Here is a 22,175-nt window from a genome sequence, read left to right on the forward strand (position 1 = left end):
TCAGGGAGAGGCAAGACCATGGGCTGGCCACAAGACATCACGGCGCACACCGCCGCATCGCCGCAGGACCGCAAGCGCACACGTCAGGGGCACGAGGACCCGGCCGCCACGCGCCGGCCCCTTGCCGCACGGGGGCTGCTGGCGGCCCCGCTGGCCCTCATGGCCGCCTGCGCCACCCCGGGGCCGATGACGGAGCGCGCCGCGCTGCTGGCGCCCACCACCCTGGCCGCCGCCGAGACGACGCCCGCCAATGCCGCGCGTGCCCCCGCGCCGGACTGGTGGCGTGCCCTCGGAGACGCCCAGCTGGACGCGTTGATGGACGAGGCCTTGAGCGGTGCGCAAGACCCGCTCGCCGCCCAGGCCCGACTTCGGCAGGCCCAGGCGCTGGCCGGCCTGGCGCAAGCCGGCCAGTCCCCTCGCGTGTCGGTCAGCGCGGGCTGGTCGGCCGAGCATCCGGCCTCTCGCGCCGTGCCGGCCAGCCAAGGCGGGGGCCAGCTCACCCGTCAATGGCGCGGCACCGTGGGTGTCGACTGGACGCCCGATCTGTGGGGCGGCCAGGACGCCGAATGGAAGGCCGCGCTGGGGGACGTGCGCGCCGCCGAGCTGTCCGCCCAGGAGGCCCGCATCCAGCTGTCCGTGGCGCTTGTCCAGGCCTATCTGCAGCTGGCCTATGCCCATGTGCAAGGCGACATCGCCCAGGCCGAGTTCGATCGCGTGACCGACGTCCGCCGGCTGACGCTGCAGCGCCTGGACAGCGGCCTCGCGACCCAGGCCCAGCTGCGCCAGACGGACAGCGACCTCGCCAGCGCCTCACAGCAGCAGCTGCAGGCGCGGCGGCAGGTGGTGGCGGCGCAGCACGCGCTCTCGACGCTGGCGGGGCAGGGCCCCGGGCGGGGCGAGCGCCTGGCGCGTCCTGCCTGGCCAGGCAGCGCCGCGTCACCCTGGTCCGCGGTGCCGTCGCCATCCGCCCGGGCCGAGGTGCCGCCAGTGCAGTCGCTGCCCTCGCTGCCGCTGGGTCTGCTGGACCGCCGCACCGACGTCCTGGCCGCGCGCTGGCGCGTGGAGGCCGCCGGCGCACGCATCCATGTGGCTCGCGCCGCCTTCCAGCCCCAGCTCAACCTGGGCGCCCTGGCCGGGCTCGCCGCCAGCCGCGGGGGCGATCTGCTGCGCTCGGGCGCGGGCACCTACAGCGCCTCCCTGGGCCTGACGCTGCCGCTGCTCGACGGTGGTCGGCGCCGCGCGGGCCTGGCGCTGCAGGAGGCCCAGTACGACGAGGCCGTCGCCCACTACAACCAGACGCTGATCCGGGCCGTCAATGAAGTGGCTGACCAGCTCCAGGCCCAGCGCTCGCTGGCCGAGCAGCTCGACCAGCAGCAGCGCGCCCGCGAGGCGGCCGACGAGGCCTGGCAGCTGGCCCAGCAGCGCTACACCGCGGGCGTGGGCAGCTACCTGGACGCGCTCTCGGTGCGCCAGCAACTGCTCGTGGCCGAGCAGCGCCTCGCCACGCTGCAGTCCCAGCGTCTGCAGGACAGCCTGGCGCTGGTTCTCGCGCTGGGCGGGGGCTTCCAGCCTGCCGAGCCGCCGCAGCCCTGATCCCCACCCCCCTACGCCGCCAGCCCGTCGCCAGCCCCTCCGGGCCTCCGGCAGGTCCGCCATCACGACACAGAGGAACCCATCATGAGCACCGATACCGCCGCGAAGTCCGGCCCCCCCGCACCGCCGAACGCCACCACGCCCCCCGACACCACCGGTCCGGCCAAGGGGCGACGCGCCCGCCTGCTGCAGTTCCTGCTGGTGGGCGCCGCGCTCGGCGGCGCCGGCTGGGCCTTCTGGTACCAGCAGATCGGTCGCTGGCAGGAAGAGACCGACAACGCCTACGTGCAGGGCAACCTGGTCCAGATCACGCCCCAGACCGCGGGCACGGTCGTGGGCATCGACGCCGATGTGGGCGAGCCCGTGACGATCGGGCAGCGCATGGTCGCGCTGGACCGCACGGACAGCGACGTCGCGCTGGACTCGGCGCTGGCGGACCTCTCGAGCGTGCTGCGCAAGGTGAAGGGGCTGTACTCCCAGGAGCGCGGGCTGCGCAGCACCATCCACGGGGCCGAGGCGGACGTGCAGTCGCGCCGGGTCACCCTCGACAAGGCCCGTGCCGACTTCCAGCGCCGCAAGGAACTGGCCCGCTCGGGCGCCATCTCCGACGAGGAGCTGGCCCATGCCCGAGACACGCTGGCCGCGGCGCAGAGTGCCTTGACGGCGGCCCAGAGCCAGGTGGCCTCGCTCGAGCAGCAGTACCAGGGCAGCAAGGCGCTGGTGGACGGCACCGTGGCGGTGTCCCACCCCGAGGTGCAGAAGGCCGCCGCCACGCTGCGCCAGGCCTACCTGGACCAGCTGCGCACCTCGCTCATCGCGCCCGTGGCCGGGCACGTGGCGCAGCGCAGCGTGCAGCTCGGTCAGCGCGTGGCGCCCGGCACGCCGCTGATGTCCGTCCTGCCGGTGGACCAGGTCTGGGTGGAGGCGAACTTCACCGAGACGCAGCTCGCGCACCTGCGCATCGGGCAGGCCGTGGAGCTGAGCTCGGATGCCTACGGCGACGAGGTGCTCTACAGCGGTCGCGTCGCGAGTCTCGGCCTGGGCACGGGCAGCGCCTTCTCGCCGCTGCCGGTGCAGAACGCGGCGGGCAACTGGATCAAGATCGTGCAGCGCCTGCCAGTGCGCATCGAGCTGACGGACCCGCGGCAGCTCCTGAAGCATCCGCTGCGCCTGGGCCTGTCCATGCATGCCCGCGTGGATGTGCATGACGTCAGCGGCCCGATGCTGGCCGACGCCTCGCGCGTGAAGACCGGCCTCAGCACCGACGTCTACCGCAAGCAGGTGGACGCCGTGGACGGCCTGATCGAGCACGTCCTGCGCAGCGGCCAGCTGCCCCCCGCGCCGCGATCGCCGGGCGCCCGTGCCACCCCGGGAGTGGCCCGATGAGCAGCGCCGCAGCCGCCGCGCCGGCCCTGCCCGCCAGGCCGGGTGCGCAGGGAGGTCCGCCAGCAGGTTCGCCGGGCGGGGGAGGGGGCGGCGGCGCGGCGGCGTCCGGCGCCGAGTACGTCCCGCCCAGTGTTCCCCTCGCGACGGTCGGGCTTGCACTGGCGGTGTTCATGCAGGTGCTGGACGGCACCATCGCCAATGTCTCGCTGCCCACCATCGCGGGCAACCTGGGCGTCAGCACCAGCCAGAGCGCGTGGGTCATCACCACCTTCTCGGTGTGCAATGCCATCGCCTTGCCGCTGACGGGCTTCCTCGTGAAGCGGGTCGGGCAGGTCCGGCTCTTCCTGTGGTCGACGCTGCTGTTCACGCTGGCGTCGCTGCTGTGCGGCCTGGCGCAGAGCCTCGGCGCGCTGGTGCTGTGCCGTGCCCTGCAGGGCGCCGTGGCCGGCCCCATGATTCCCACGACGCAGGCCCTGATGCTGTCCATCTATCCGCCGCACCGGCGGGGCTTCGCGCTGTCGATGATCGCCATGGTCACGGTCGTGGCGCCCATCGCAGGCCCTTTGCTCGGCGGCTGGATCACCGACCGCTACGCCTGGCCCTGGACCTTCCTCATCAACGTGCCGATCGGCCTCTTCGCCGCCGCGACCGTGGCCACGCAGATGCGTGCCAAGCGAGAGACGACGGAGCAGGTCAAGGTGGACCACATCGGCCTGGCGACGCTGGTCCTGGGCGTCGGCGCGCTGCAGATCGTGCTGGACAAGGGCAATGACGAGGACTGGTTCCAGTCGCCCTTCATCGTCGTCATGGCCCTGCTGGCGGCGATCAGCCTCGCGGCCTTCCTGATCTGGGAGCTGCACGAGCGCAATCCCATCGTGAACCTGCGCCTCTTTGCCAACCGCAACTTCGCCGCAGGCACCGTGACGCTCGTTCTGGCGTACTCGGCCTTCTTCGCGGTGAACGTCCTGGTGCCGCAGTGGCTGCAGCGGACGATGGGCTACACGGCCATCTGGGCCGGGCTCGCCGCCGCGCCCATGGGCCTGCTGCCGGTGCTGCTGACGCCCTTCATGGGCCGCTACGCCCCGCGCTTCAACATGCGCTGGATGGTGTGCAGCGCCTTCGCCATCCTGGCCGCGGCCTCCTTCCTGCGCTCGGGCTTCTTCCTGGGCGTGGGCTTCCAGCACGTGGCGGCCGTGCAGCTGCTGCAGGGCCTGGGCCTGGCGCTGTTCATCATGCCCATCAACGCCATCCTGCTGTCCGACCTCAAGCCGCAGGAGATCGCCGCGGCGTCCGGGCTGTCCACCTTCAGCCGCACGCTGGGCGCCAGCTTCGCGGTGTCCCTCACCTCGCTGCTGTGGGACCGCCGCGCCGTCCTGCACCACGCGCATCTGGCCGAGGGCCTGTCGCCCCAGGCGCTGGCCACGCCCGCCGTCCCCACGGCGCCCGGCGACCTGGCCTTCGCTTACCGCCTGGACCACGCCATCGATCAGCTGGCCTACCAGATGTCCTTCAACGATGTGTCCTTCGCCCTGGGCTGGATCTTTGTCCTGGCGATCGGCGTGGTGTGGCTGGCCCGGCCGCCCTTCACGCCCAAGGCACCACCGGGCCGGCGCTGAGCCCCGGCCACGCTCCCTGTCACCCACCACCCTGAAAGGAAACCGCATGGATGCCGCGATTGAAGCCGCCCGCGTGTTCGAGATGGAGGACTTCCCCATCGTCACCTTCCGCAACACCGCCATCGAGCCGGGCTATGCCGCCCGGTGGGCCCGGGAGATGGAGGCCCTCGTGTCCCGCGCCGAGCCCTTCGTCATCCTGTTCATGCCCGACCGCCCGGACGAGACGGTCGAGGACCGCAAGCTGCGGGCGCTGTGGCTGAAGTCGCACAAGGCCGCGCTGTCGGCCACCTGCCGCGGCCTGCTCACCGTCGAGCCCGATGCGCAGGCACGGGCCTCGGCCGCGCAGGAAGCCGAGGCCATGCAGAAGGCCTTCGGCCTGCTGCTGATGAGCGTCGCCACCGAGGCCGAGGCCCGCGAGCTGGCGCGCAGCCTGCTGGCGGCCTGAGTCCCTCCGCCGCCACCGCCCCTCATCCCTTCATTTCCACGACCCAAAGGATCCCTCCGTGAACCACCTCCAACGAACGAGGCCGGCGCTGCGCCGCTCGTGGCTCTTTCTCGCCGGCGCGGACCGCCAGGTGCTGCTCGACGGCACCCGCAGCGATGCCGACGTGCTCGTGCAGGAACTCGAGACCTTCACGCCGCCCGCCCGGCGCCCCGAGGCCCGCGCCCTGAGCGGCGAGGTGCTGGGCCACTGGCGACAGTCCGGCATCCTCAGCGCCGTGCGCGTCAACCCGCTGGACAACGGCGGCATGGACGACCTCGAGGCGGTCATGCAGCACCGGCCCGACATCATCATGATGTCCTTCATCTCGACACCCATGCAGGTCGTGGCGCTGGACCAGGCCGTGTCCCATTACGAGCGCGAGTACGGCATCCCCGAAGGCAGTACTGAGCTGGTGCCCAACATCGAGAGCACCCAGGGCCTGGTGAACACCATGGCCATCGCCAAGTGCAGCGCGCGCATCAGCGCCTTGCTGGTGGCGACCGAGGACATGGTGGCCGACCTGGGCGCGCGGCGCACGCGGGCCGGCCACGAGCTGGACTACGTGCGCTCCCGCTTCCTCGTGGAGTGCGCCGCCGTGGGAATGCCGGCCATCGACTGCCCCTACAGCTACTCCGACAACGAGGGCGCCGAGCTGGACATGGAGCGCAGCCGCGACATCGGCTTCCGCGCCAAGGCCATCGTGAACGCGCAGTTCGTGCCGGTGGTGAACCGGTGGCTCACGCCCTCCGCTGCGGACCGCGCGCTGGCTCGCCGCGTGATCCAGGCCTTCGACGAGGCGCGCAGCCAGTCGGGCGGCAAGCGCGTGCCGGCCGCCGTCGTCGACGGCTTCCTCGCCGAGATCCCCGACTACCTCGCCGCCCATCGCCTGCTGGCCCGCGCGGCTCAATTCGGACTGGAGTGAATCCCATGGAATCCCGCATTCCCTATTTCAAGTCGCTGCCCGTGCTGACCGGTGCCCTGAGCGATTTCGACACCCAGGCCGTGCCCGCGACCCCGCAGGACCTGTTCCTGCAATGGTTCACCGACGCCGTCGCCCGCGGCGTGAACGAGCCGCAGGTCACCACCCTGTCGACCGTGGACCCGGACGGCGCGCCGGACGCGCGCTCCGTCATGCTGCTGGACGTCAACGTGGACGGCTGGCACTTCGCCGCCAATGCCATCAGCCCCAAGGGGCGCCAGCTGGCCCGCCAACCCCAGGCCGCCATGACCTTCTACTGGCCCGGCACGGCCCGGCAGGTGCGCCTGCGCGGCGAGGTGAGGGCGCTGCCGCGGGAGGCCGGCCTGACGGACTTCCGCAGCCGGCCGGAGAAGTCGCGCGCGGCCATCCTCGCCGCCCGGCAGAGCGAGGTCCTGGAGCAGCCCGCCGACCTCGACGTCGCCCAGGCCGCGCAGCTGGCCCGCCTGCAGCAGGACCCCGCGCTGTCGTCCGAACACTGGACGATGTATGCGCTGCGGCCGCTGGACGTGGAGTTCTGGCAGTCGAATGCGGTGCGGCGCTTCACCCGCCTGCGCTATCGCCAGCAGGGGCAGCAGTGGACGCGTCAGCGGCTGTGGCCATGACGGTGCCGCTGGCTTCGGCGCACGCGGCCGCGCCCACGCCGCCCGGCCCCGGGCTTGCACTCGGATCCGCCTCGGCGTCCGGTCTTGCCACGGCCGGCGAGTCGACGCCCGCGGCGGCCCTGGGCACGCGTCTCGTCCATGCCGGGCGCGACCCCGCGAAGTACCACGGCTTCGTCAACACGCCGCTGTTCCGCGCCTCCACGGTGCTGAGCCCGACCGTGGGCGACCTGCTGGGCCGGACGCAGCCCTACGTCTACGGCCGGCGCGGCACGCCGACCTCCGAGGCCCTGGAGCAGGCCGTCTGCGAGCTCGAAGGCGGTGCCGGGGCGGTGCTGTGCCCCTCGGGGCTCTCGGCCTGCACGCTGGCGCTGCTGTCCTGCCTGTCTCCGGGCGATCACCTGCTGGTCACGGACGCCGTCTACGGCCCCGTCCGGCATGCCTGCGAGGGCGTGCTGCGCCGGCTGGGGGTCGAGGTGAGCTACTTCCCGCCGGGCATCGGCGCCGGCCTCGTGCACTGGCTGCGGCCGAACACGCGGGCGCTGTACCTCGAATCCCCCGGCTCGCTGAGCATGGAGGTGCAGGACGTGCCGGCTCTGGCCGCGATCGCGCATCAGCACGGCGTGACCGTGCTGGCCGACAGCAGCTGGGCGACGCCGCTGTTCTTCCAGGCGCATGCGCGGGGCGTGGACCTCTCGATCCAGGCGGGCACCAAGTACCTCTCGGGCCATGCCGACGGCATGCTGGGCACGGTGTCGGCGTCCGCCGCCGCCTGGCCCGCGCTCAAGTCGCTGCATGGCGACCTCGGCCTGTGCGTGGGCGCCGATGACATCTTCCTGGCGCTGCGGGGCCTGCGCACGCTGCAGGTCCGCCTGCACCAGCACGAGCGGGGCGCGCTCGTCGTGGCGCGCTGGCTCCAGCAGCAGCCCGAGGTGGCGCGCGTACTGCATCCGGCCTTGCCCAGGTCCCCGGGTCATGAGCTCTGGCTGCGCGACTTCACCGGGTCCTCGGGCCTGTTCACGGTCGTGCTCAAGCCCGTGCCCTTCGCGGCGGTGGAGGCCTTCCTCAATGGCCTGCGCCTGTTCGGGCTGGGCTACTCCTGGGGCGGCTTCGAGAGCCTCGCCCTGCCGCTCGATGCCTCGCAGGGGCGGCTGCCGCAGCTCTGCGAGCCCGGGTGCCACTGCGTGCGCCTGCACATCGGTCTGGAGGATCCCGGCGACCTCATGGCCGACCTGCGCGAAGGCCTGGACCGCATGGCCTCCGTGGACATGGACTCACTCCTCTAGAAAGGCGTCCTCATGCTGACGATCTGGGGCCGACGAAGCTCCTTCAACGTTCAGAAGGTGATGTGGCTCATCGCCGAACTGGGCCTTGCGCATCGGCACGTGCCGGCCGGCGGCGATGCCGGCGGCTGCGACACGCCCGAGTTCACGCGGCTCAACCCGCATCAGCGCATCCCGGTGATCGACTGGGACGGGCAGGTCGTGTGGGAATCGCACGCCATCCTGCGCTACCTGGCCGCTCGGGCGGGCCGCCCGCCCTTCTGGTCCGACGACCCGCACACGCGTTCCACCAGCGAGCGATGGATGGACTGGAGCCAGAGCACGCTGGAGCCCGAGGTCATGCTGGGGCTTTTCTGGGCGCTCGTGCGGACGCCCGTGCAGGCGCGCGACACGGCGCTCATTCGCCGCAAGCAGCTCACCAGCGCCCTGCATTTCCAGCGGCTGGATGCGATCCTCGCGCGCCAGCCCTACCTGAGCGGCGCGACCTTCGGGCTGGGCGACATCCCCGCCGGGGCGACGCTGTACCGCTACTTCGCCATGGACATCGATCGCCCGCACGTGCCGCATGTCGAGGGCTGGTACCAGCGGCTGCGGGCGCGGGCGGCCTACGCCGAGCACGTGATGGTCCCGTTCGACGAGCTGGTGGGCAAGCCCGACCGCGGGGCGCGGCTCCTCGACCTGGAGCAGGCATGAAGCGCCCCATGCTGCTGGTGCTGCACCGGGCCCAGTCCTCGCCAGGGCGGGTGGCGCGCCTGCTGCAACGCAAGGGCCATGCGCTCGACATCCGGCGTCCCCCCCTCGGCGACGCCTTGCCTGACACGCTCGACGGGCATGCCGGTGTCGTCATCTTCGGCGGGCCGATGAGTGCGAATGACCCGGACCCCTGGCTCCAGGCGGAGACCGACTGGATCTCATTGCCGCTGCGTGAGCGCGTGCCCTTCCTGGGCATCTGCCTGGGTGCCCAATTGCTCGCCCGCCAGCTGGGTGCGACGGTGAAGGGTCGGCCGGACGGGCGCGTGGAGATCGGCTACTGGCCCATCCGGGCGACGCGGGCGGGCGCACCCTTCGGTCCCTGGCCCGAACGCGTCTACCACTGGCACAGCCAGGGTTTCGAGCGCACTGCCGGCATGCAACAGCTGGCCGCAGGGGAGTTCTTCGAGAACCAGGCCATCCGATACGGAGAGACGGCCTTCGGGCTGCAGTTCCATCCCGAGGTGAGCTTCCAGACGATGAACCGCTGGGCGCAGTCCGCGCCGCACAAGCTGCAGGCCCCGGGCGCGCAGGCTTGGTCGCTCCAGCGTCAGCAGGGCGCGCGCCACGACCGGGCGGGCGCCGCCTGGCTGTCCGGCTTCCTGGACACATGGGCCGCAACCGGTTGCTGATCCCGCGGCCGCCGTGCGCCTCGGCGGTCCGGCCGCTGTCACCGGAACCAGGGAGGCCAGAGGCCCCACGGCAGCACCTCGACCTGGGTGTGCCATAAAATGCACAGGTACTCGCGTTTGCCGCGCTCCACAGGCCATTTTTTTGACCTGCATGGAGTCTTGCCAGGCGAGTCCGTGATCGCAAGCCTTTTTCGGACACTCGGACCCGCGGCGCCAGACGCCTGCGAACGGGGGCCGGCCGACCTGGAATCGCGGGGCGGTTTGCGGTGTGTCCAGCACTTTTCTCAAACGATTGCGATGCCCAATCAGCAGGCAGGCCCGCGAAAGATCCCGAGCCAGGCGCGTTCACGGCGCATGGTCGACACCATTCTCGAGGCGGCCGCCGGCGTGCTGGCCGAACGCGGCTATGCCGGCACCAGCACGAATCTGGTGGCGGAACGTGCCGGTGTGAGTGTCGGCTCGGTGTACCAGTACTTCCCGAACAAGGACTCTCTGGTCCATGCGCTGCACGAGCGCCATGCCGGGCAGATGTTCCAGGTGATCGAGGCGGTCCTGGGGACCGGCCCGCGCGTGACGCTGCGGGGTCACATCGAGGCCATCGTGCGGGCGCTGATGGCTGCCCACCTGGTCGAGCCCCGGCTGCACCGGGTGCTGGAGCAGGAGTTGCCGTTCTTTGACGTCCCCAAGGCCGACGACAGCCCCTCCGACAAAGGCATCCTCGTGCGGATCCGGCAGCTGCTGGAACTGCACCAGGCCGAGATCGTGCCGCAGGATGTCCAGCTGACCGCCTGGGTGATCCAGCGCATCCTGGAATCCATGGTGCATGCCGCGGTGCTGGAGCCGCCGCCCGGCTTCTCCATGCCCGTCATTGAACGGGCCATCGTCGACGCGGTGATGGGCTACCTCGGCGCCCGGTGATCGACCGGGCATCCGGCTTGCTGAGGGCTGGGCCGCCACGGGCGATCACGCCCAGGAGCCCCTCATGCAAGCCCACCACCGCCTGACCCTCATCGCCGCCTGCAACGCCTGCGCGGACGCCTGCGACCACTGCGCCGCGGCCTGTCTGCACGAGCCGGACCTGCCGCACCTGGCCCACTGCATCGCCATGGACATGGACTGTGCCGCCATCTGCCGCGTCACCGCGGCCTGTCTGTCCCGGCAGACGCCCTTTGCTCGCGCACTCACGGCCGCCTGCAGCCTGGCCTGCGAGGCCTGTGCCCTGGCCTGCGAGCGACATTCACACGACCATTGCCAGCGCTGTGCCGAAGCCTGCCGGCAATGTGCCAGCGAATGCCACCAGCTCGCGGCCTGAGCCCCACCGCGCCGACACCCGCGGCGGCCTCGACGCGCTCAGAACAGCATGCCCAGGACGGCCGCCTTCAGCGCCGCCTGCGTCTTGTTGGTCGAGTTGAGCTTCAGGGTCGCCTTGGCGACGTGGAAGTTGATCGTGCGCTTGGTCAGCCCGAGGATGAGGGCGATCTCGGAGGATGTCTTGCCGTCGGCGGTCCAGCGCAGGATGGTGCGCTCACGTTCGCTCAGTTGCGAGTCCGGGCGATGGAAGAGCTGGGGAAGGCGTCGCTTCAGGATGCGTTCATGCAGATGCTGGGCGAAGTTGCGCAGCTCGCCGGCCTTCTCCTCGAACTCCCCCAGCGTCACCGGGTCCTGCGCCCGGGTGAATGACATCGCCCCGATGATGCCGTGTTCGGTGCGAACGGGCAGGGTGCAGCCAAAGCGCATGCCGTGGCGATGGGCGGCGTGCCAGAAGCCGCTCAGGCCTTCGAGGTCCTCCGAGGACCACAGCCAGGGATTCCAGTCGGACTGCGCGTGCCGGATCCAGGGGTCCTGCGCGGAAAGGGACTCGCGCACATAGGCTTCCTGCCAGCCGTCCGGGGCATGACCCGCCTGAATGACGGCCGGCCGCGTCATGGGCGGGTAGATGTGGGCCAGGTAGAGGCAATGCTCGAAGCCCAGGCGGCTGGCGGCAAAAGCCATCATGTGCTCACATTCACTGCCGTCTGCCTCCATCTCATCTCGACGGCGAACGTCCATCCTTTCGATGATTCCCTGCATGTGTGACTCCCTTGTCGCTAACTTTTTTTGAGCTAATACATAACTATGTACTCGCGTTTGATGCATTCTCTGATGTCACGGTTGATGCGTCGCAGCAATTCGTATCCTTTCGTAACATAGTTGGCATTCAGCGCTTCAACATTCAATAAATTCAATGACTTATTCATGGACCGGGCTCCCGTCCCACCATGGGATGACGCCAGATTGGCCCAAAATCGCCAGGCTAAACCCCGGCAATCGCGTGGGATTCGTCTGGACATTTCTAGAATTACACGAGCAATTATTCGCAAGACCGCCGCGTGCACCAGCCCAGGGGGCGCCACGGTCCGAGGGATCCGCGGGGCACGCGTCGCCCCTCAGGCGGCGGCGTCCGCCCCTTGCAGGCAGCCGAGCAGACGGAGCTCCAGCGCGGCAGCGGATGCCTCGCTCACGGCTTCTTGCGCCACCGGGCACACGGGGGATGCCGTGACGGTGAAGTGGAAGCGGTAGTGCCAGCCGTCAATGCGCGCGGGGCGGGCACTCCAGTGCGCGATGGACAGGCCGCGCCTCGCGAATGGCGCCAGGAAGTCCACGAGCGTGCCCGTCCGCTGCGGCAGCAGGGCGGCCAGCATCAGACGGTCCGGGCGCCCCAGGGGAGGGCGGTCCCACGGGGCGATGATCCCACCGCGGATCCGTCTTGCGCCGGGCGCCGTCGTCAGCACCTGCTCGCCGACGACCTGGACCGCACCGGCGTACAGAAGGTCGTGGCTGCGGTTGACGGGTCCAGCCTCGCTGCACTCCAGCGGGAGCAGGCCCAGGGCGCAGTCGCCCGCGGCGACTGCCGCATGGACTGCGTCCAGGCTGCCGAGCCGCCGGAGCACCGTGCCGGCCCCGAACAGGGGCGGGACCAGGCCTGGCGTGACGCTTTCCGGCGGGCAGGCCACTTCGAGGGGGGCTCGTTCCGGCGGCCGCGCAGGCACTGGGTGGCCCTGGCGTGAAGCCAAGGCCCGCAGCTGCAACGAGACGCAGCTCATCGACGCTCGCCGCGGCGCGCCCTCACGCGGGAATGGCCCCATGGCGAATGCCCCCCAGGGCATCGTCCGTGACCTCGCGCCTGGCTGGCCCGGCACCTCGCGGCGTCGCGGTAGACGAGGGCGCGGCGCCGGGGCGGCTCATCTGGTTGAAGATGTTCTTGCGATGCATCTCCTCCGTGCCGCCCACGCTGGCGAAGCCCAGGGCATCGCGCATCAGCGTGGCCACCGGCCCCTCGTGATAGCCCCGGCTGCCATACAGGCGGACGAGGTCCTGCGCGCTGCGGATCAGGTCCTCGGAGCCCACCAGCTTGGCCACCGAGCAGGCCAGCAGCGCATCTGCTTCCTCGTTGAGCAGACGGCCCAGCGCGCCCAGGGCGGTCCAGCGGCTGCGCTCCATGCCGATGCGGATGTCCGTCAGGCGGCGCTGCACATACTGATGCTCCACGATGGCTTCCTGGAAGCTGTGCCGAGATTCGGCATAGCGCATGGCGTCATCGAGGAAGGGGGACACCAGGTGCGCAGCGACCAGGCCGTAGTAGGCCCGCCCCAGGGAGATGATGTCCACCAGCTGACGCAGCCCGCGCCGCGGCGCGCCCAGCACCTGGGCATGCGGAATGAAGACGTCCCGGAACGCCAGGCTGCCGGTAGGCAGGGCGGTGTTGCCCAGCTTGCGGTCTGGCGGTCCGGCGCTCAGGCCGGGGGCGCCCTGGTCCACGAACACGAGCGCCACCCCGCCCTCGGCGTCGTCATGGCGGCAGACGATCAAGGAGAAGTCCGCCATCGGCGCATGCGCGATGTTGTACTTGCTGCCGTTGAGCCGATAGCCGCCCTCGCAGGCGCTGAGGGTGCTACGGATGCTGCGGACGTCCGTGCCGGTGTTCGGCTCGGCGATGCCGGTGGCACAGAGATCGCCGCGCCGCAGTGCCGCCAGGTAGGTGCGCTGCTGCTCGGGCGAGCCATGCCGCTGCAGCGCCCGCACCATCCCGGCCTGCGCAATGATCGACAGCAGCAGCGCCGGCGCACGCAAGGTCGAGGCCAGGCCCTCCAGCGCCGCGGTGAAGTTCCACCAGGCCTCCGGGCGGGCCGTCTGCTCGACATCCGCATGGGCGATGAGCTCCCACAGGCCGGACTCCCGCAGGCGCTGCCAGCGAACGGCGTCAAAGTCGCTCGCGGACGCGTTCGGGTCGCTTCCCTCGACTGCCGATCCGGCCCCGTGAACGCTGGCCGTGGCGTGCTCGGCAAGGGGATCGTGCGCCGGCGTAAGCGCCGCCCCCAAGGCGGCGAAGCGCTCGCGCAAGGCCAGCTGGTGTGCAGACCACTGCATCATCATGGCGTGACCCCGGCGATCGTCAGACGGCACCCTGGAATTCCAGGATCTGCGACTTGAAAGAGTCCGGCACCGGCGTGGTCTTGTTGCTCTCGTAGTCGAACATCACGTGCTTGGAGTAGCCGCGCGCCACGACGGTGTCCTGGCCATCCTCGCGGTGCATGACGTGCTCGATCTCGAAGCTCTTGGTGCCGAAGCCGCTCACCCGGCTGCGCACCACCAGGCTGTCACCGAACATGGCCGGCTGCACGTACTCGCACGCCGTCTTGACCATGATGTGCGGCAGCTTCTCGTGCTTGGGCACGGCCAGCACCCTGAACATGAATTCGAGGTAGGCATGCTGCAGGTAGTCGTAGTAGACGGGGCTGCTGACATGCCCCATGGAATCCGTGTCCCGGTACTTGACCTGGATGGGGGTCTCGAAGTGCTTGATCATGGGGGCTCCTGTAGCTGGTATGGGGTGGTTGACAGGCTCGTGGCGCTGCCGGGGCAATCCCGGCACTCCGCCCGGCCTGCGGCAGTGTTGCGGCAGGGCCCCCGGGGTGGCTACTGTCACCAGTCACAGTGAGCGGGTCATGAGGCGGACGCTCCGGCGGCGCCTTGACGCCTCGGGTGGATCGCTCGCGCCGGTGCGCCCTCACGCGTCGCCCGCGAGGTGCACCGGGTCCAGCAGCTCTCGCAGCAGGGACTCGGGGAGATCGGTCGTGGACGCCGCGACGTCCAGCACCGTGCGGCCCTCGGCCCAGGCCTGCCGGGCAATGGCGGTGGCACGCGCGTAGCCGACCAAGGGATTCAGCGCCGTCGCCAGCATGGGCTGGTGCGCGAGCATGCGGCGGAGGTGCTCGCCGTTCACGCGGAAGCCGGCGATGGCCTTGTCCGCCAGCAGGGGCATCGCGTGGGACAGCAGGCCGATGCTGTCCTGCAGCGTCGCGGTCATCAGGGGCAGCATGGTGTTGAGCTCGAAGCTGCCAGACTGCCCCGCGATCGTGAGCGTGGTGTCGTGCCCCATGACCTGTGCCGCCACCATGGCCACGGCCTCCGGCACCACCGGATTGACCTTGCCCGGCATGATGGAGGAGCCCGGCTGAAGAGGCTCCAGCTCGATCTCCCCGAGCCCGGCGATCGGGCCGGAGTTCATCCAGCGCAGGTCGTTGGCGATCTTCATCAGCGTCACCGCCAGCACCTTGAGCGCGCCGGACGCGGCCACGATGTCGTCCTGTGCACTCATCAAGGCCATCGGGCGCGGCGATGGCTGCAGGACCAGGCCGGTGCGGCGCGTGAGCAGCCGGCAGGCCTCGGCAGCCATGGCCGGGTGCGCATTGACGCCCGTGCCCACGGCCGTTCCGCCCAGCGGCAGGCTTTGCAGGGCCGGCAGGACCTGGCGCAGGTGGCGCTCGGCGCTCCGCAGCTGGAAGGCCCAGGCCTCCAGCACCTGGCTGAAGCGCACGGGCAGGGCGTCCATCAGGTGCGTCCGGCCCGTCTTGAGCTCGTCGTGCACCTGCGGCGCCTTCGCCAGTACCGTGTTGCGCAGGTGGACCAGCGCCGGCAGCAGGCTTTTCTTCAGGGCGAGCGCTGCGGCCAGGCGCAGGGCGCTCGGAATGACGTCATTGCTGCTCTGGCCCGCGTTGACGTGGTCGTTGGGATGCACCGCATGGCCCGCCCGCCGCGAGGCGAGTGTCGCCACGACCTCGTTGGCGTTCATGTGCGTACTGGTCCCCGAGCCTGTCTGGAAGACATCCACCGGAAACTGCACCATCAGCGCCTCGTCGGCCTGGCTCAGGGCCTCGTCGCAGGCTTCCTCGATGGCGACGGCCAGTGCCGCGGGCAGCACCTCCAGTCCGCCATTGGCCGCGGCGGCGGCCCCCTTGATCATCAGCAGCGCCCGAATGAACGCCACCGGCAGGCGCCGGCCGCTCAGGGGAAAGTTCTGCACCGCCCGCTGCGTCTCGGCGCCATACAGCGCCTGGGCCGGCACCTCGACAGCGCCCATCGCGTCGTGCTCGAGCCGCACAAGCGGCGCGCCCGGCGGGCGAGGAGGCAGGGCGCTCATCCGCCGGCCGCCGGCGATGCGGCGCTCTCGGGGGCGGTGGTGCTCGCCGGGCCCGGCCGCAGGATGCGGTCGTCCGGCGCAAGACGGATCGGGTCCGGCATCGTCTCGACCCGCACATCGCGGGCGCCTTGGTAGGTGAGCGCCTTCATCGGGGGGCTCCCCGGTTCTCGTGGCGGCATCCACACATCATCGTCTCCAGAAGTGGTGACACCTCGGGGCAAGCGCCGTGCCTCCACCGCGTCGCCCTACGCAGCGCCGTGGCGGACCTGGCGTCGCAATTGCCCGGGACACCGGGCTGGTCGCCCCACCATGAGCAAGATCCGGACTGACGACCTGGCACCCTGCAGGACCGTGCTGCTGCTGATCGACTTCATCACCCCCCTGCGCTTCGACGGCGCGAGGCTCCGTCGCCATCCTCAAGCCGCGCCAGTCCGCCTTCCATGCCACGCCGCTGCAGATCCTGCTCGAGCGTCTCCATGGCCGCCGGCTGGTGCTGACCGGCATCGCCGCCGACAGCTGAGTGCTCTTCACCGCCATGAATGCCTACCAGCGCGGCTACTCGCGGTGGGTGCCTGGCGACTGCATGGCGTCGGAGTCCCCGGAGGTGCGGGAGCAGGCCTTGGACCAAGGCTCGGGTATTGAAGCCGGAGGTGCGGGAGACGGGGGAGCGGTGAAGGGGCGGCGATGACGCAGGTCGGGATGCGGGGCTGGGCGTCGCGCCAGTGCTTAGGGCGCTGACCAGGCTGGCTCAGCCTTGCTGATGGGCATTGGCGCGGTCGACAGGCAGGCTCCGTGTGGGTGCCGATTGCCAGAATGGCCCGTTCGGCAATGAGCCAAGCCCACGATTTGCGCGATCAACTCAGCAGCCCCGTTTGCCCTTGCCTCAAGGCGAGCCTTTCTGCACTCAAACCGCAACCTCCCCGAGCCGCGGGAAGTTGCGGAACGCGCAGGCCGTGACGATGAAGCCCCCCTCCAAACTAGCGAAAGTCAGCTCGCAGCGTCGACCGCGAGCGAACTCCTGGTTCAGCGGCTCTACCAGTGTCAGCTCCAGGCGGCCGGACTGCAGGTCCAACGACGACAGCCGTGCCGCGCTGAAGTCGAAGTAGCGCTTCACGGAGCTGAACGCGGCCTTGAAGAGGCTTTCCTTGGCAGAGAACACCACCGTTATCCTCTCGTCCAGCGACATCGGGCCAGAACAGCGTTCCAGCATGCGCGTCTCCGCGCCATCCATCGTCAACTGAAGGACTGCCGCGCGCGTCTCGTGGGAGATCACCCGCTCCACGTCAATGCCGATGCCGCTGTAGGACGGAGACGCCGCTGCCATCGCGATGCCCGTGGTGTGCGATATGCTGCCGACCAGGCCTGCCGGCCATAGCGGCTCGCGGGAGCGCCCGATCCCAACGCCCGCCGACACCAGCTGTTGCTCCACGCCGGCGCGTGCCATGGCCTGGCGCGCGGCCAGGCGTCCGAAGAAGAACTCGGCCTGGCGCTTGCGAACACTGCGGGCGATGCTGTCAGGGCAGGGGAGTCTCGCCGCGGTGAAGTGCGCCGACGTGAACATCGCCTCGTCAAAGCGCAGGACCGACAGCGCCAGGCTGCGGCCCTCCGTCAGTTCCATGTGATGGACCGATGCGCTGCGAAATGCGGCAAGCTGCTCCAGGGGTGTCGCCATTTTGAATTGCCCCGACTTCCGCGGAGGCCCGTTGGTTGAAGTCAGACGGTCACGGCATGACCCGCGCCTTGACGAGGGTGATGGGTTCCGAACTCGGCGGGCGGGCTGTAGCCCAGCGGCCCATCAGTCGGTGGTGGTTGGACCAGGCCACTCGTTCCAGCGCTGCGAGTTCCCCGGCCTGCTTGGTCTTCCACGGGCCGCACCGGTGAATGACCTTGATCTTGTGCAGCCCGTTGACGGTCTCTGCCAAGGCGTTGTCGTGGCTGTCGCCCTTGGCGCCCGCTGAGGGCTCGATGCCGGCCTCGGCCAGCCCCTCGCTGTAACGAATGGCGAGGTCGTGCGAGCCTCCGTCGGAGTGATGGATCAGGCCATCGTCTTTGCCCGGTCTGCGATCCGGTGGGCAAGGCACCGTGGGATCGGGGAAGGTGGTGCGTATCGCCTTGCCACGACACAGGCCCTGCAGCCCCGACGGGCGCATCAGCCGTTCGACGGTGCACCTCGTGTTGCGCCACCCAAGTGCGCAGCGTCCGCGGCGCGCAGCCGATCTTGCCGGCGATGGATTCGATGGCCGCCACTGTGACGGATGCTCCCCGCGATGCTCCAGCACCATGCGCACGGCACGCTCGCGGACCTCAGGGGAAACCTTCGGGGATCTCTTCATGGCGCCATTCTCCAGAGTTGCAGCCTCCGCGAAAGTGGGGGAGCGGTTCAACAGAAATTTATGTGGCAGCCTCTGTAAGCTATTTCTATATATTTCTCCGTTTTGATGATCTACGCTGCCTGCCCGGTGTAGAGCTCGTAATCCGCATTGCATATGCGTGGTTTTACATTGGTGTCATAGAGTTGGCCGCAAGCCCTGGCCCTGCTGGGTGGCCAATGACAGATCAGTTCAAAACCACTGGATCAGCAAGCTCACGAGGTTGCTCCGCCCAAGTCTGTAAGGGATTGAATGGTTTGCTATTCGCCCGACTAAAGTACAGCAGATCGTAAGGGAACACCCTTGGGAGCGATGTTCTTGTGCCATAGTGCACTCTTCTTGTGCTGTTTGGCCGACATCGGCTTGCACGGACGGCACGCACCTCGGTTGGCCGGGGTGATGCAAGGAGCCTGGGTGAGGCTTCTTTGCGTTGCCGAGCTCTGCGCATCAATATGAATCGCAGAGTTTTGAAAATGGTTTTCACAAAAAATTGAAACAACGGCGCGCGGAATTTATACGTCCGTAGCGTCTGTGATGCTAGATTGAGGCGAGGGATCGCACGGCGTATTTGGTATTCATAGAAGGTAGTGCGATTGGCAGGAGGGGCTCGAAATCCATTTGTTTTGGATTTTGGTAACAATGGTGGCCGGCAGTCGTTGATATTGAATTTCTCGCGATGCCATCCAGACATTGTTTAGCCATCAGGCGATGTGAATGACCGGCTGCCTGGAGATGGTAGTTACCGATTCCCATCGCGGCGCCATTTGGCGCAGTTCAATCACTTATTCAATGCTGACTTGACGCATTTCTGCGTCGAGCGGTGAGCTCGTCCTATTTCCAGTGGCTCACCGGGTCGTCCTGGCGGCGGCTTCATCAACAAAGCGGGATGCATCGTCATGTCCAATGATCAGGGACTGCTTTTTGTTCACGCCGCATGCGTTCAGCCGGCTTCAACGGCTCCTGCGGTCACCTTGCCCCTGACCGGGGCTCAGCGGGATATCTGGGTCGAGCAGAACATCTATCCAGGTATGCCCCTGTACAACATTGGCGGGCGCCTGCTGATCAGCGGGCCACTGGATCCTGACCGCCTGGAGCGAGCGTTGCAGCGCCTGCTTCAACGGCACGATTCGCTCCGCACGGTCTTGATTCCCCCCACCCAGCCAGGCGATGTGGCACAGCAGGCCTTGGCGCCGGAGCTGGAGGTACCGCTGGTAGTCCACGACTTGCGCCACGTGGCCGACGCGGAGGCAAGGGTCCAGACGCTCATCAGTGAGCAGTTTGCGCAGGCCTTCGTGCTCTATGGTCGAGCACTTTGCCGGTTTTCACTGATCCAGGTGAGTGATCGCCGCAGCTACTTTGTCGACACCTATCACCACCTCATTACCGACGGCTGGGGGGTGTCCTTGCTGCATCGATCACTGGCGGACATCTACAACGCAGACGAGCAGGCCAGTGATGCCGCGCCCTCCTATGCCGACTACGTTCGGGACGACCAGGAGTTTCAAGCGTCAGCGTCGCATGGCAAGCAGCTGCAGTATTGGCAGGACAAGTACGCGGTTCCGGTCGAGCCCATTCTCGAACCGAAGGCCGTCCTGGATGGCTCGCCACAACCCAGCACGTGTCATCAAGCCTTCATAGAACGGCCGCTGTACCAACGAATTAGCTCAGTGGCATCGTCAAAAGGGGTATCCACATTTCAATGGCTGCTGGCGTCGATCTGCGTGCTTCTCGGATCTGTCACGCAGCGCCAGCGCTTTGCAATTGGCTTGCCCATCGTCAATCGCGGCCATGCCAAATGGAAGGCCTGCAGCGGCCTGTTCGTCGGAGTCAACCCACTGTTGGTGGAATTGGATGCCGAGCAGTCTTTTGACGGATTGGTGACCCAGCTGGCACGAAGCCTGAAGCAGGACTATCGAAATCAGCGAATTGCCATCGGAGAGCTGCAACGAAGCTCGACGGCGAAGAATGGTGAGCGGCGCATATTCGATGTCAGCCTGTCTTACGAGCAGCATAGTCATGATGTGCATTTCGGCGAAAGCCCGGCCAGCTTCAAGGCTCAGCTGAATGGCTGGCAGCAGACGCCGCTAACCCTGTTCATCCGGGACTTTCACGAGCAGGCCGATGTGGAGCTGGACTGGGTCTACAACACGGCCTGGTTTGACGAACGGACGATCGATACGCTGGCCCAACGGTGGCATCACCTCCTGCCCCAGCTGCTGGATCGGTCTGAACTGCCATTGAAGGAGGTCTCGACTCTCCTGCCGTCCGAACGCCTCGTGCTCGGCGAGTGGCATGCGAAAGCGGTCCATCCCCTGGTGGGCCCCGAGGACGTGCTGGCCCGGGTGCAGGCGCGGGTGCAGGAGACGCCCGAGGCGATCGCGTTGGAGCAGGGAGATCAGCGGCTGAGCTATGCGCAGCTGCTGGTGCAGACGCAGGCCCTGGGCGGCTGGCTGGCGTCGCAGGGCGTGGGCGAGGAGGACCGCGTGGCGGTGTGCGTGCCGCGCTCGATGGCGTGGGTGCAGGCGCTGCTGGGGGTCTGGCAGGCGGGGGCGGGCTATGTGCCGCTGGACCCGCAGTGGCCGGACGCACGACTGGCTCAGACGCTGCAGGACTGCGCGCCCAAGGCGATTCTGACGCTGGGAGCGGCCCAGCAGGAGCGGCTGCGCCAGCTCAGCGCGCAGGCGGAAGTGCCCGTGCTGGACCTGCAGCAGCCGCTGCCGGCCAGCCCTGCGCTGGACCTGGAGCTGGATCTGACGCCGCAGCGCCCGACCTCACGCCTGGCCTACGTGATCTACACCTCAGGCTCCACCGGGGTACCCAAGGGCGTCATGGTGGAGCAACGCCAGCTGGCGCAGCTGGTGCAGTGGCATGTGAGCAGCTTCGGGCTGGGCGCAGGCCATCGCAGCGCGCTGACCGCCGGGGTGGCCTTCGATGCCAGCAGCTGGGAGCTGTGGGTGGCGCTGGCCAGCGGGAGCACGCTGGTGATCCCGCCCCTGACCGAGCAGGGCGAGGGGCTGGACGCGGGGGCGCTGCTGCAGTGGTGGCGCAGCCAGCGGCTGGACAGCAGCTTCCTGGTGACGCCGCTGGCGGAGCTGGCGCTGGTCGAGGGGCCGCTGCCCCAGGGCCTGCGCACGCTGCTGACCGGCGGCGAGCGGCTGCGCCGGGTGCCGGTCACGCTGCCGCCAGGACTGAGGCTGGTGAACAACTACGGCCCGACGGAGACCACGGTGGTGGCCAGTTCCGGCGTGCTGGAGGCGGGGCAGGAGTCGCCGGACATCGGCGCGGCCATCGCCAACACGCGGCTGTATGTGCTGGATGCACAGCAGCGCGAGGTGCCGCTGGGCGCGGTGGGTGAGCTGTACATCGGCGGCGCCAGCGTGGCGCGGGGCTACCTCGGGCGGCCGGAGCTGACGCAGGAGCGCTTCCTGGTCGATCCCTTCGTGCAGGATGGATCGGGGCGGATGTACCGCACCGGCGACCTGGTGTGCTGGCTGGAAACGGGCCGCTTGGCCTTCGTCGGGCGTAACGACGAGCAGGTGAAGCTGCGCGGCTACCGCATCGAGCTGGGCGAGATCGAGGCCCGCCTGCTGGCGCAGCCCGGCGTGCGCGAAGCCGTCGTGCTGGCCCGAGAGGACGAGCCGGGGCTCAAGCGCCTGGTGGCGTATGTGGTGCGAGATGCGGCGCCGAACACGGCGCAAGGCGCGACGCAGGATGTTGCGCAGGACAGTGAGGGCGACGACACCCTGGCCATGGACACCCTGCGCCAGGCGCTGACCCAGGAGCTGCCGGGCTACATGGTGCCCAGCGCCTTCGTGCTGCTTCCCTCGCTGCCGCTGACCCCCAATGGCAAGCTGGACCGCCGCGCACTACCGGCCCCGGACCTGCAGGCGCTGGCCGCTCGGAGCTACGAGGCCCCGCAAGGCGAGCTGGAAGAACAGCTGGCCGCGCTGTGGGCCGAGGTGCTGCAGCTGCCGCGCGTAGGCCGGCACGACAACTTCTTCGAGCTGGGCGGTCACTCGCTGCT

General features: G+C 69.0%; 19 protein-coding genes and 1 pseudogene. 12 read left to right on the forward strand and 8 right to left on the reverse strand.

The genetic code is table 11. The features are described from left to right. The first annotated feature begins 18 nt into the window (after positions 1-18). From QRD43_RS16635 to QRD43_RS16685, 11 genes are all read left to right on the forward strand, one after another. Positions 19-1,593, forward strand: coding sequence for an efflux transporter outer membrane subunit (locus tag QRD43_RS16635; RefSeq protein ID WP_285983613.1), 1,575 nt, complete (start codon positions 19-21; stop codon positions 1,591-1,593). 84 nt (positions 1,594-1,677) lie between these two features. Then, on the forward strand, positions 1,678-2,979 hold the full coding sequence (locus QRD43_RS16640) for an HlyD family secretion protein (protein WP_285983614.1): 1,302 nt from the start codon (positions 1,678-1,680) through the stop codon (positions 2,977-2,979). Positions 2,980-3,149: 170 nt separating this feature from the next. After that, positions 3,150-4,595 (forward strand): DHA2 family efflux MFS transporter permease subunit, encoded by a 1,446-nt coding sequence (locus QRD43_RS16645; RefSeq protein ID WP_434063901.1) that lies wholly within the window; start codon positions 3,150-3,152, stop codon positions 4,593-4,595. A gap of 46 nt (positions 4,596-4,641) precedes the next feature. Continuing rightward, on the forward strand, positions 4,642-5,040 hold the full coding sequence (locus QRD43_RS16650; RefSeq protein ID WP_285983616.1) for a hypothetical protein: 399 nt from the start codon (positions 4,642-4,644) through the stop codon (positions 5,038-5,040). Positions 5,041-5,098: 58 nt separating this feature from the next. Next, positions 5,099-6,001, forward strand: a complete 903-nt coding sequence (locus QRD43_RS16655) for an HpcH/HpaI aldolase/citrate lyase family protein (protein WP_285983617.1) — start codon at positions 5,099-5,101, stop codon at positions 5,999-6,001. 5 nt (positions 6,002-6,006) lie between these two features. Beyond that, positions 6,007-6,660 (forward strand): pyridoxine/pyridoxamine 5'-phosphate oxidase, encoded by a 654-nt coding sequence (locus QRD43_RS16660; protein ID WP_285983618.1) that lies wholly within the window; start codon positions 6,007-6,009, stop codon positions 6,658-6,660. Continuing rightward, positions 6,657-7,943: a cystathionine beta-lyase gene (gene metC, locus QRD43_RS16665; protein ID WP_285983619.1), complete on the forward strand. Its 1,287-nt coding sequence runs from the start codon at positions 6,657-6,659 to the stop codon at positions 7,941-7,943. Before QRD43_RS16660 ends, metC begins: the two co-directional genes overlap by 4 nt. 12 nt (positions 7,944-7,955) lie before the next feature. Further along, the gene (locus QRD43_RS16670) at positions 7,956-8,633 is read left to right on the forward strand and encodes a glutathione S-transferase family protein (protein ID WP_285983620.1); all 678 of its coding nucleotides are present in this window, start codon (positions 7,956-7,958) and stop codon (positions 8,631-8,633) included. Beyond that, the gene (locus QRD43_RS16675; protein WP_285983621.1) at positions 8,630-9,322 is read left to right on the forward strand and encodes a glutamine amidotransferase-related protein; all 693 of its coding nucleotides are present in this window, start codon (positions 8,630-8,632) and stop codon (positions 9,320-9,322) included. The genes QRD43_RS16670 and QRD43_RS16675 overlap by 4 nt, the downstream gene beginning before the upstream one ends. Before the next feature lie 354 nt (positions 9,323-9,676). Beyond that, the gene (locus QRD43_RS16680) at positions 9,677-10,240 is read left to right on the forward strand and encodes a TetR/AcrR family transcriptional regulator (RefSeq protein ID WP_285983622.1); all 564 of its coding nucleotides are present in this window, start codon (positions 9,677-9,679) and stop codon (positions 10,238-10,240) included. Positions 10,241-10,304: 64 nt separating this feature from the next. Further along, positions 10,305-10,634, forward strand: coding sequence for a four-helix bundle copper-binding protein (locus tag QRD43_RS16685; protein WP_285983623.1), 330 nt, complete (start codon positions 10,305-10,307; stop codon positions 10,632-10,634). Positions 10,635-10,672: 38 nt separating this feature from the next. Here the strand turns inward: QRD43_RS16685 and QRD43_RS16690 are convergent, their stop codons facing one another. The 8 genes and pseudogenes from QRD43_RS16690 to QRD43_RS16725 form a co-directional block, all read right to left on the reverse strand. Further along, entirely contained in the window at positions 10,673-11,317 is a 645-nt protein-coding gene (locus tag QRD43_RS16690) for an autoinducer binding domain-containing protein (protein WP_285983624.1), read from the reverse strand. 431 nt (positions 11,318-11,748) lie between these two features. Next, positions 11,749-12,315 carry a prephenate dehydratase domain-containing protein gene (locus QRD43_RS16695; RefSeq protein WP_285983625.1) on the reverse strand — a complete coding sequence of 189 codons (567 nt, stop codon included), beginning with the start codon at positions 12,313-12,315 and terminating at the stop codon, positions 11,749-11,751. A gap of 112 nt (positions 12,316-12,427) precedes the next feature. Continuing rightward, positions 12,428-13,735 (reverse strand): acyl-CoA dehydrogenase family protein, encoded by a 1,308-nt coding sequence (locus QRD43_RS16700; RefSeq protein ID WP_285983626.1) that lies wholly within the window; start codon positions 13,733-13,735, stop codon positions 12,428-12,430. A gap of 19 nt (positions 13,736-13,754) precedes the next feature. Continuing rightward, positions 13,755-14,168, reverse strand: coding sequence for an acyl-CoA thioesterase (locus QRD43_RS16705; protein ID WP_285983627.1), 414 nt, complete (start codon positions 14,166-14,168; stop codon positions 13,755-13,757). Between the two features lie 201 nt (positions 14,169-14,369). Continuing rightward, positions 14,370-15,782 (reverse strand): class II fumarate hydratase, encoded by a 1,413-nt coding sequence (locus tag QRD43_RS16710; RefSeq protein ID WP_285983628.1) that lies wholly within the window; start codon positions 15,780-15,782, stop codon positions 14,370-14,372. Next, positions 15,779-15,931, reverse strand: coding sequence for a hypothetical protein (locus QRD43_RS22750; protein WP_285983629.1), 153 nt, complete (start codon positions 15,929-15,931; stop codon positions 15,779-15,781). The genes QRD43_RS16710 and QRD43_RS22750 overlap by 4 nt, the downstream gene beginning before the upstream one ends. Positions 15,932-16,686: 755 nt before the next feature. Further along, positions 16,687-17,454 (reverse strand): 4'-phosphopantetheinyl transferase family protein, encoded by a 768-nt coding sequence (locus QRD43_RS16720; RefSeq protein ID WP_285983630.1) that lies wholly within the window; start codon positions 17,452-17,454, stop codon positions 16,687-16,689. Between the two features lie 41 nt (positions 17,455-17,495). Then, positions 17,496-18,115, reverse strand: a pseudogene (locus tag QRD43_RS16725) (transposase domain-containing protein). 1,064 nt (positions 18,116-19,179) lie between these two features. Between QRD43_RS16725 and QRD43_RS16730 the strand changes: the two are divergent. Further along, the coding region (locus tag QRD43_RS16730) for a non-ribosomal peptide synthetase (RefSeq protein WP_285983631.1) at positions 19,180-22,175 on the forward strand (2,996 nt) is incomplete at its 3' end.

The sequence above is a fragment of the Roseateles subflavus genome (genome assembly GCF_030285365.1).
Taxonomy (GTDB): domain Bacteria; phylum Pseudomonadota; class Gammaproteobacteria; order Burkholderiales; family Burkholderiaceae_C; genus Roseateles_B; species Roseateles_B subflavus.

Excerpts from the sequence above, each read along its gene's own strand:
- QRD43_RS16635 (WP_285983613.1), top strand. The coding sequence starts at position 19 with ATGGGCTGGCCACAAGACATCACGGCGCACACCGCCGCATCGCCGCAG.
- QRD43_RS16640 (WP_285983614.1), top strand. The coding sequence starts at position 1,678 with ATGAGCACCGATACCGCCGCGAAGTCCGGCCCCCCCGCACCGCCGAAC.
- QRD43_RS16645 (WP_434063901.1), top strand. The coding sequence starts at position 3,150 with ATGCAGGTGCTGGACGGCACCATCGCCAATGTCTCGCTGCCCACCATC.
- QRD43_RS16650 (WP_285983616.1), top strand. The coding sequence starts at position 4,642 with ATGGATGCCGCGATTGAAGCCGCCCGCGTGTTCGAGATGGAGGACTTC.
- QRD43_RS16660 (WP_285983618.1), top strand. The coding sequence starts at position 6,007 with ATGGAATCCCGCATTCCCTATTTCAAGTCGCTGCCCGTGCTGACCGGT.
- metC (WP_285983619.1), top strand. The coding sequence starts at position 6,657 with ATGACGGTGCCGCTGGCTTCGGCGCACGCGGCCGCGCCCACGCCGCCC.
- QRD43_RS16670 (WP_285983620.1), top strand. The coding sequence starts at position 7,956 with ATGCTGACGATCTGGGGCCGACGAAGCTCCTTCAACGTTCAGAAGGTG.
- QRD43_RS16675 (WP_285983621.1), top strand. The coding sequence starts at position 8,630 with ATGAAGCGCCCCATGCTGCTGGTGCTGCACCGGGCCCAGTCCTCGCCA.
- QRD43_RS16680 (WP_285983622.1), top strand. The coding sequence starts at position 9,677 with ATGGTCGACACCATTCTCGAGGCGGCCGCCGGCGTGCTGGCCGAACGC.
- QRD43_RS16685 (WP_285983623.1), top strand. The coding sequence starts at position 10,305 with ATGCAAGCCCACCACCGCCTGACCCTCATCGCCGCCTGCAACGCCTGC.
- QRD43_RS16690 (WP_285983624.1), bottom strand. The coding sequence starts at position 11,317 with ATGATGGCTTTTGCCGCCAGCCGCCTGGGCTTCGAGCATTGCCTCTAC.
- QRD43_RS16700 (WP_285983626.1), bottom strand. The coding sequence starts at position 13,735 with ATGATGATGCAGTGGTCTGCACACCAGCTGGCCTTGCGCGAGCGCTTC.
- QRD43_RS16705 (WP_285983627.1), bottom strand. The coding sequence starts at position 14,168 with ATGATCAAGCACTTCGAGACCCCCATCCAGGTCAAGTACCGGGACACG.
- QRD43_RS16710 (WP_285983628.1), bottom strand. The coding sequence starts at position 15,782 with ATGAGCGCCCTGCCTCCTCGCCCGCCGGGCGCGCCGCTTGTGCGGCTC.
- QRD43_RS22750 (WP_285983629.1), bottom strand. The coding sequence starts at position 15,931 with ATGAAGGCGCTCACCTACCAAGGCGCCCGCGATGTGCGGGTCGAGACG.
- QRD43_RS16720 (WP_285983630.1), bottom strand. The coding sequence starts at position 17,454 with ATGGCGACACCCCTGGAGCAGCTTGCCGCATTTCGCAGCGCATCGGTC.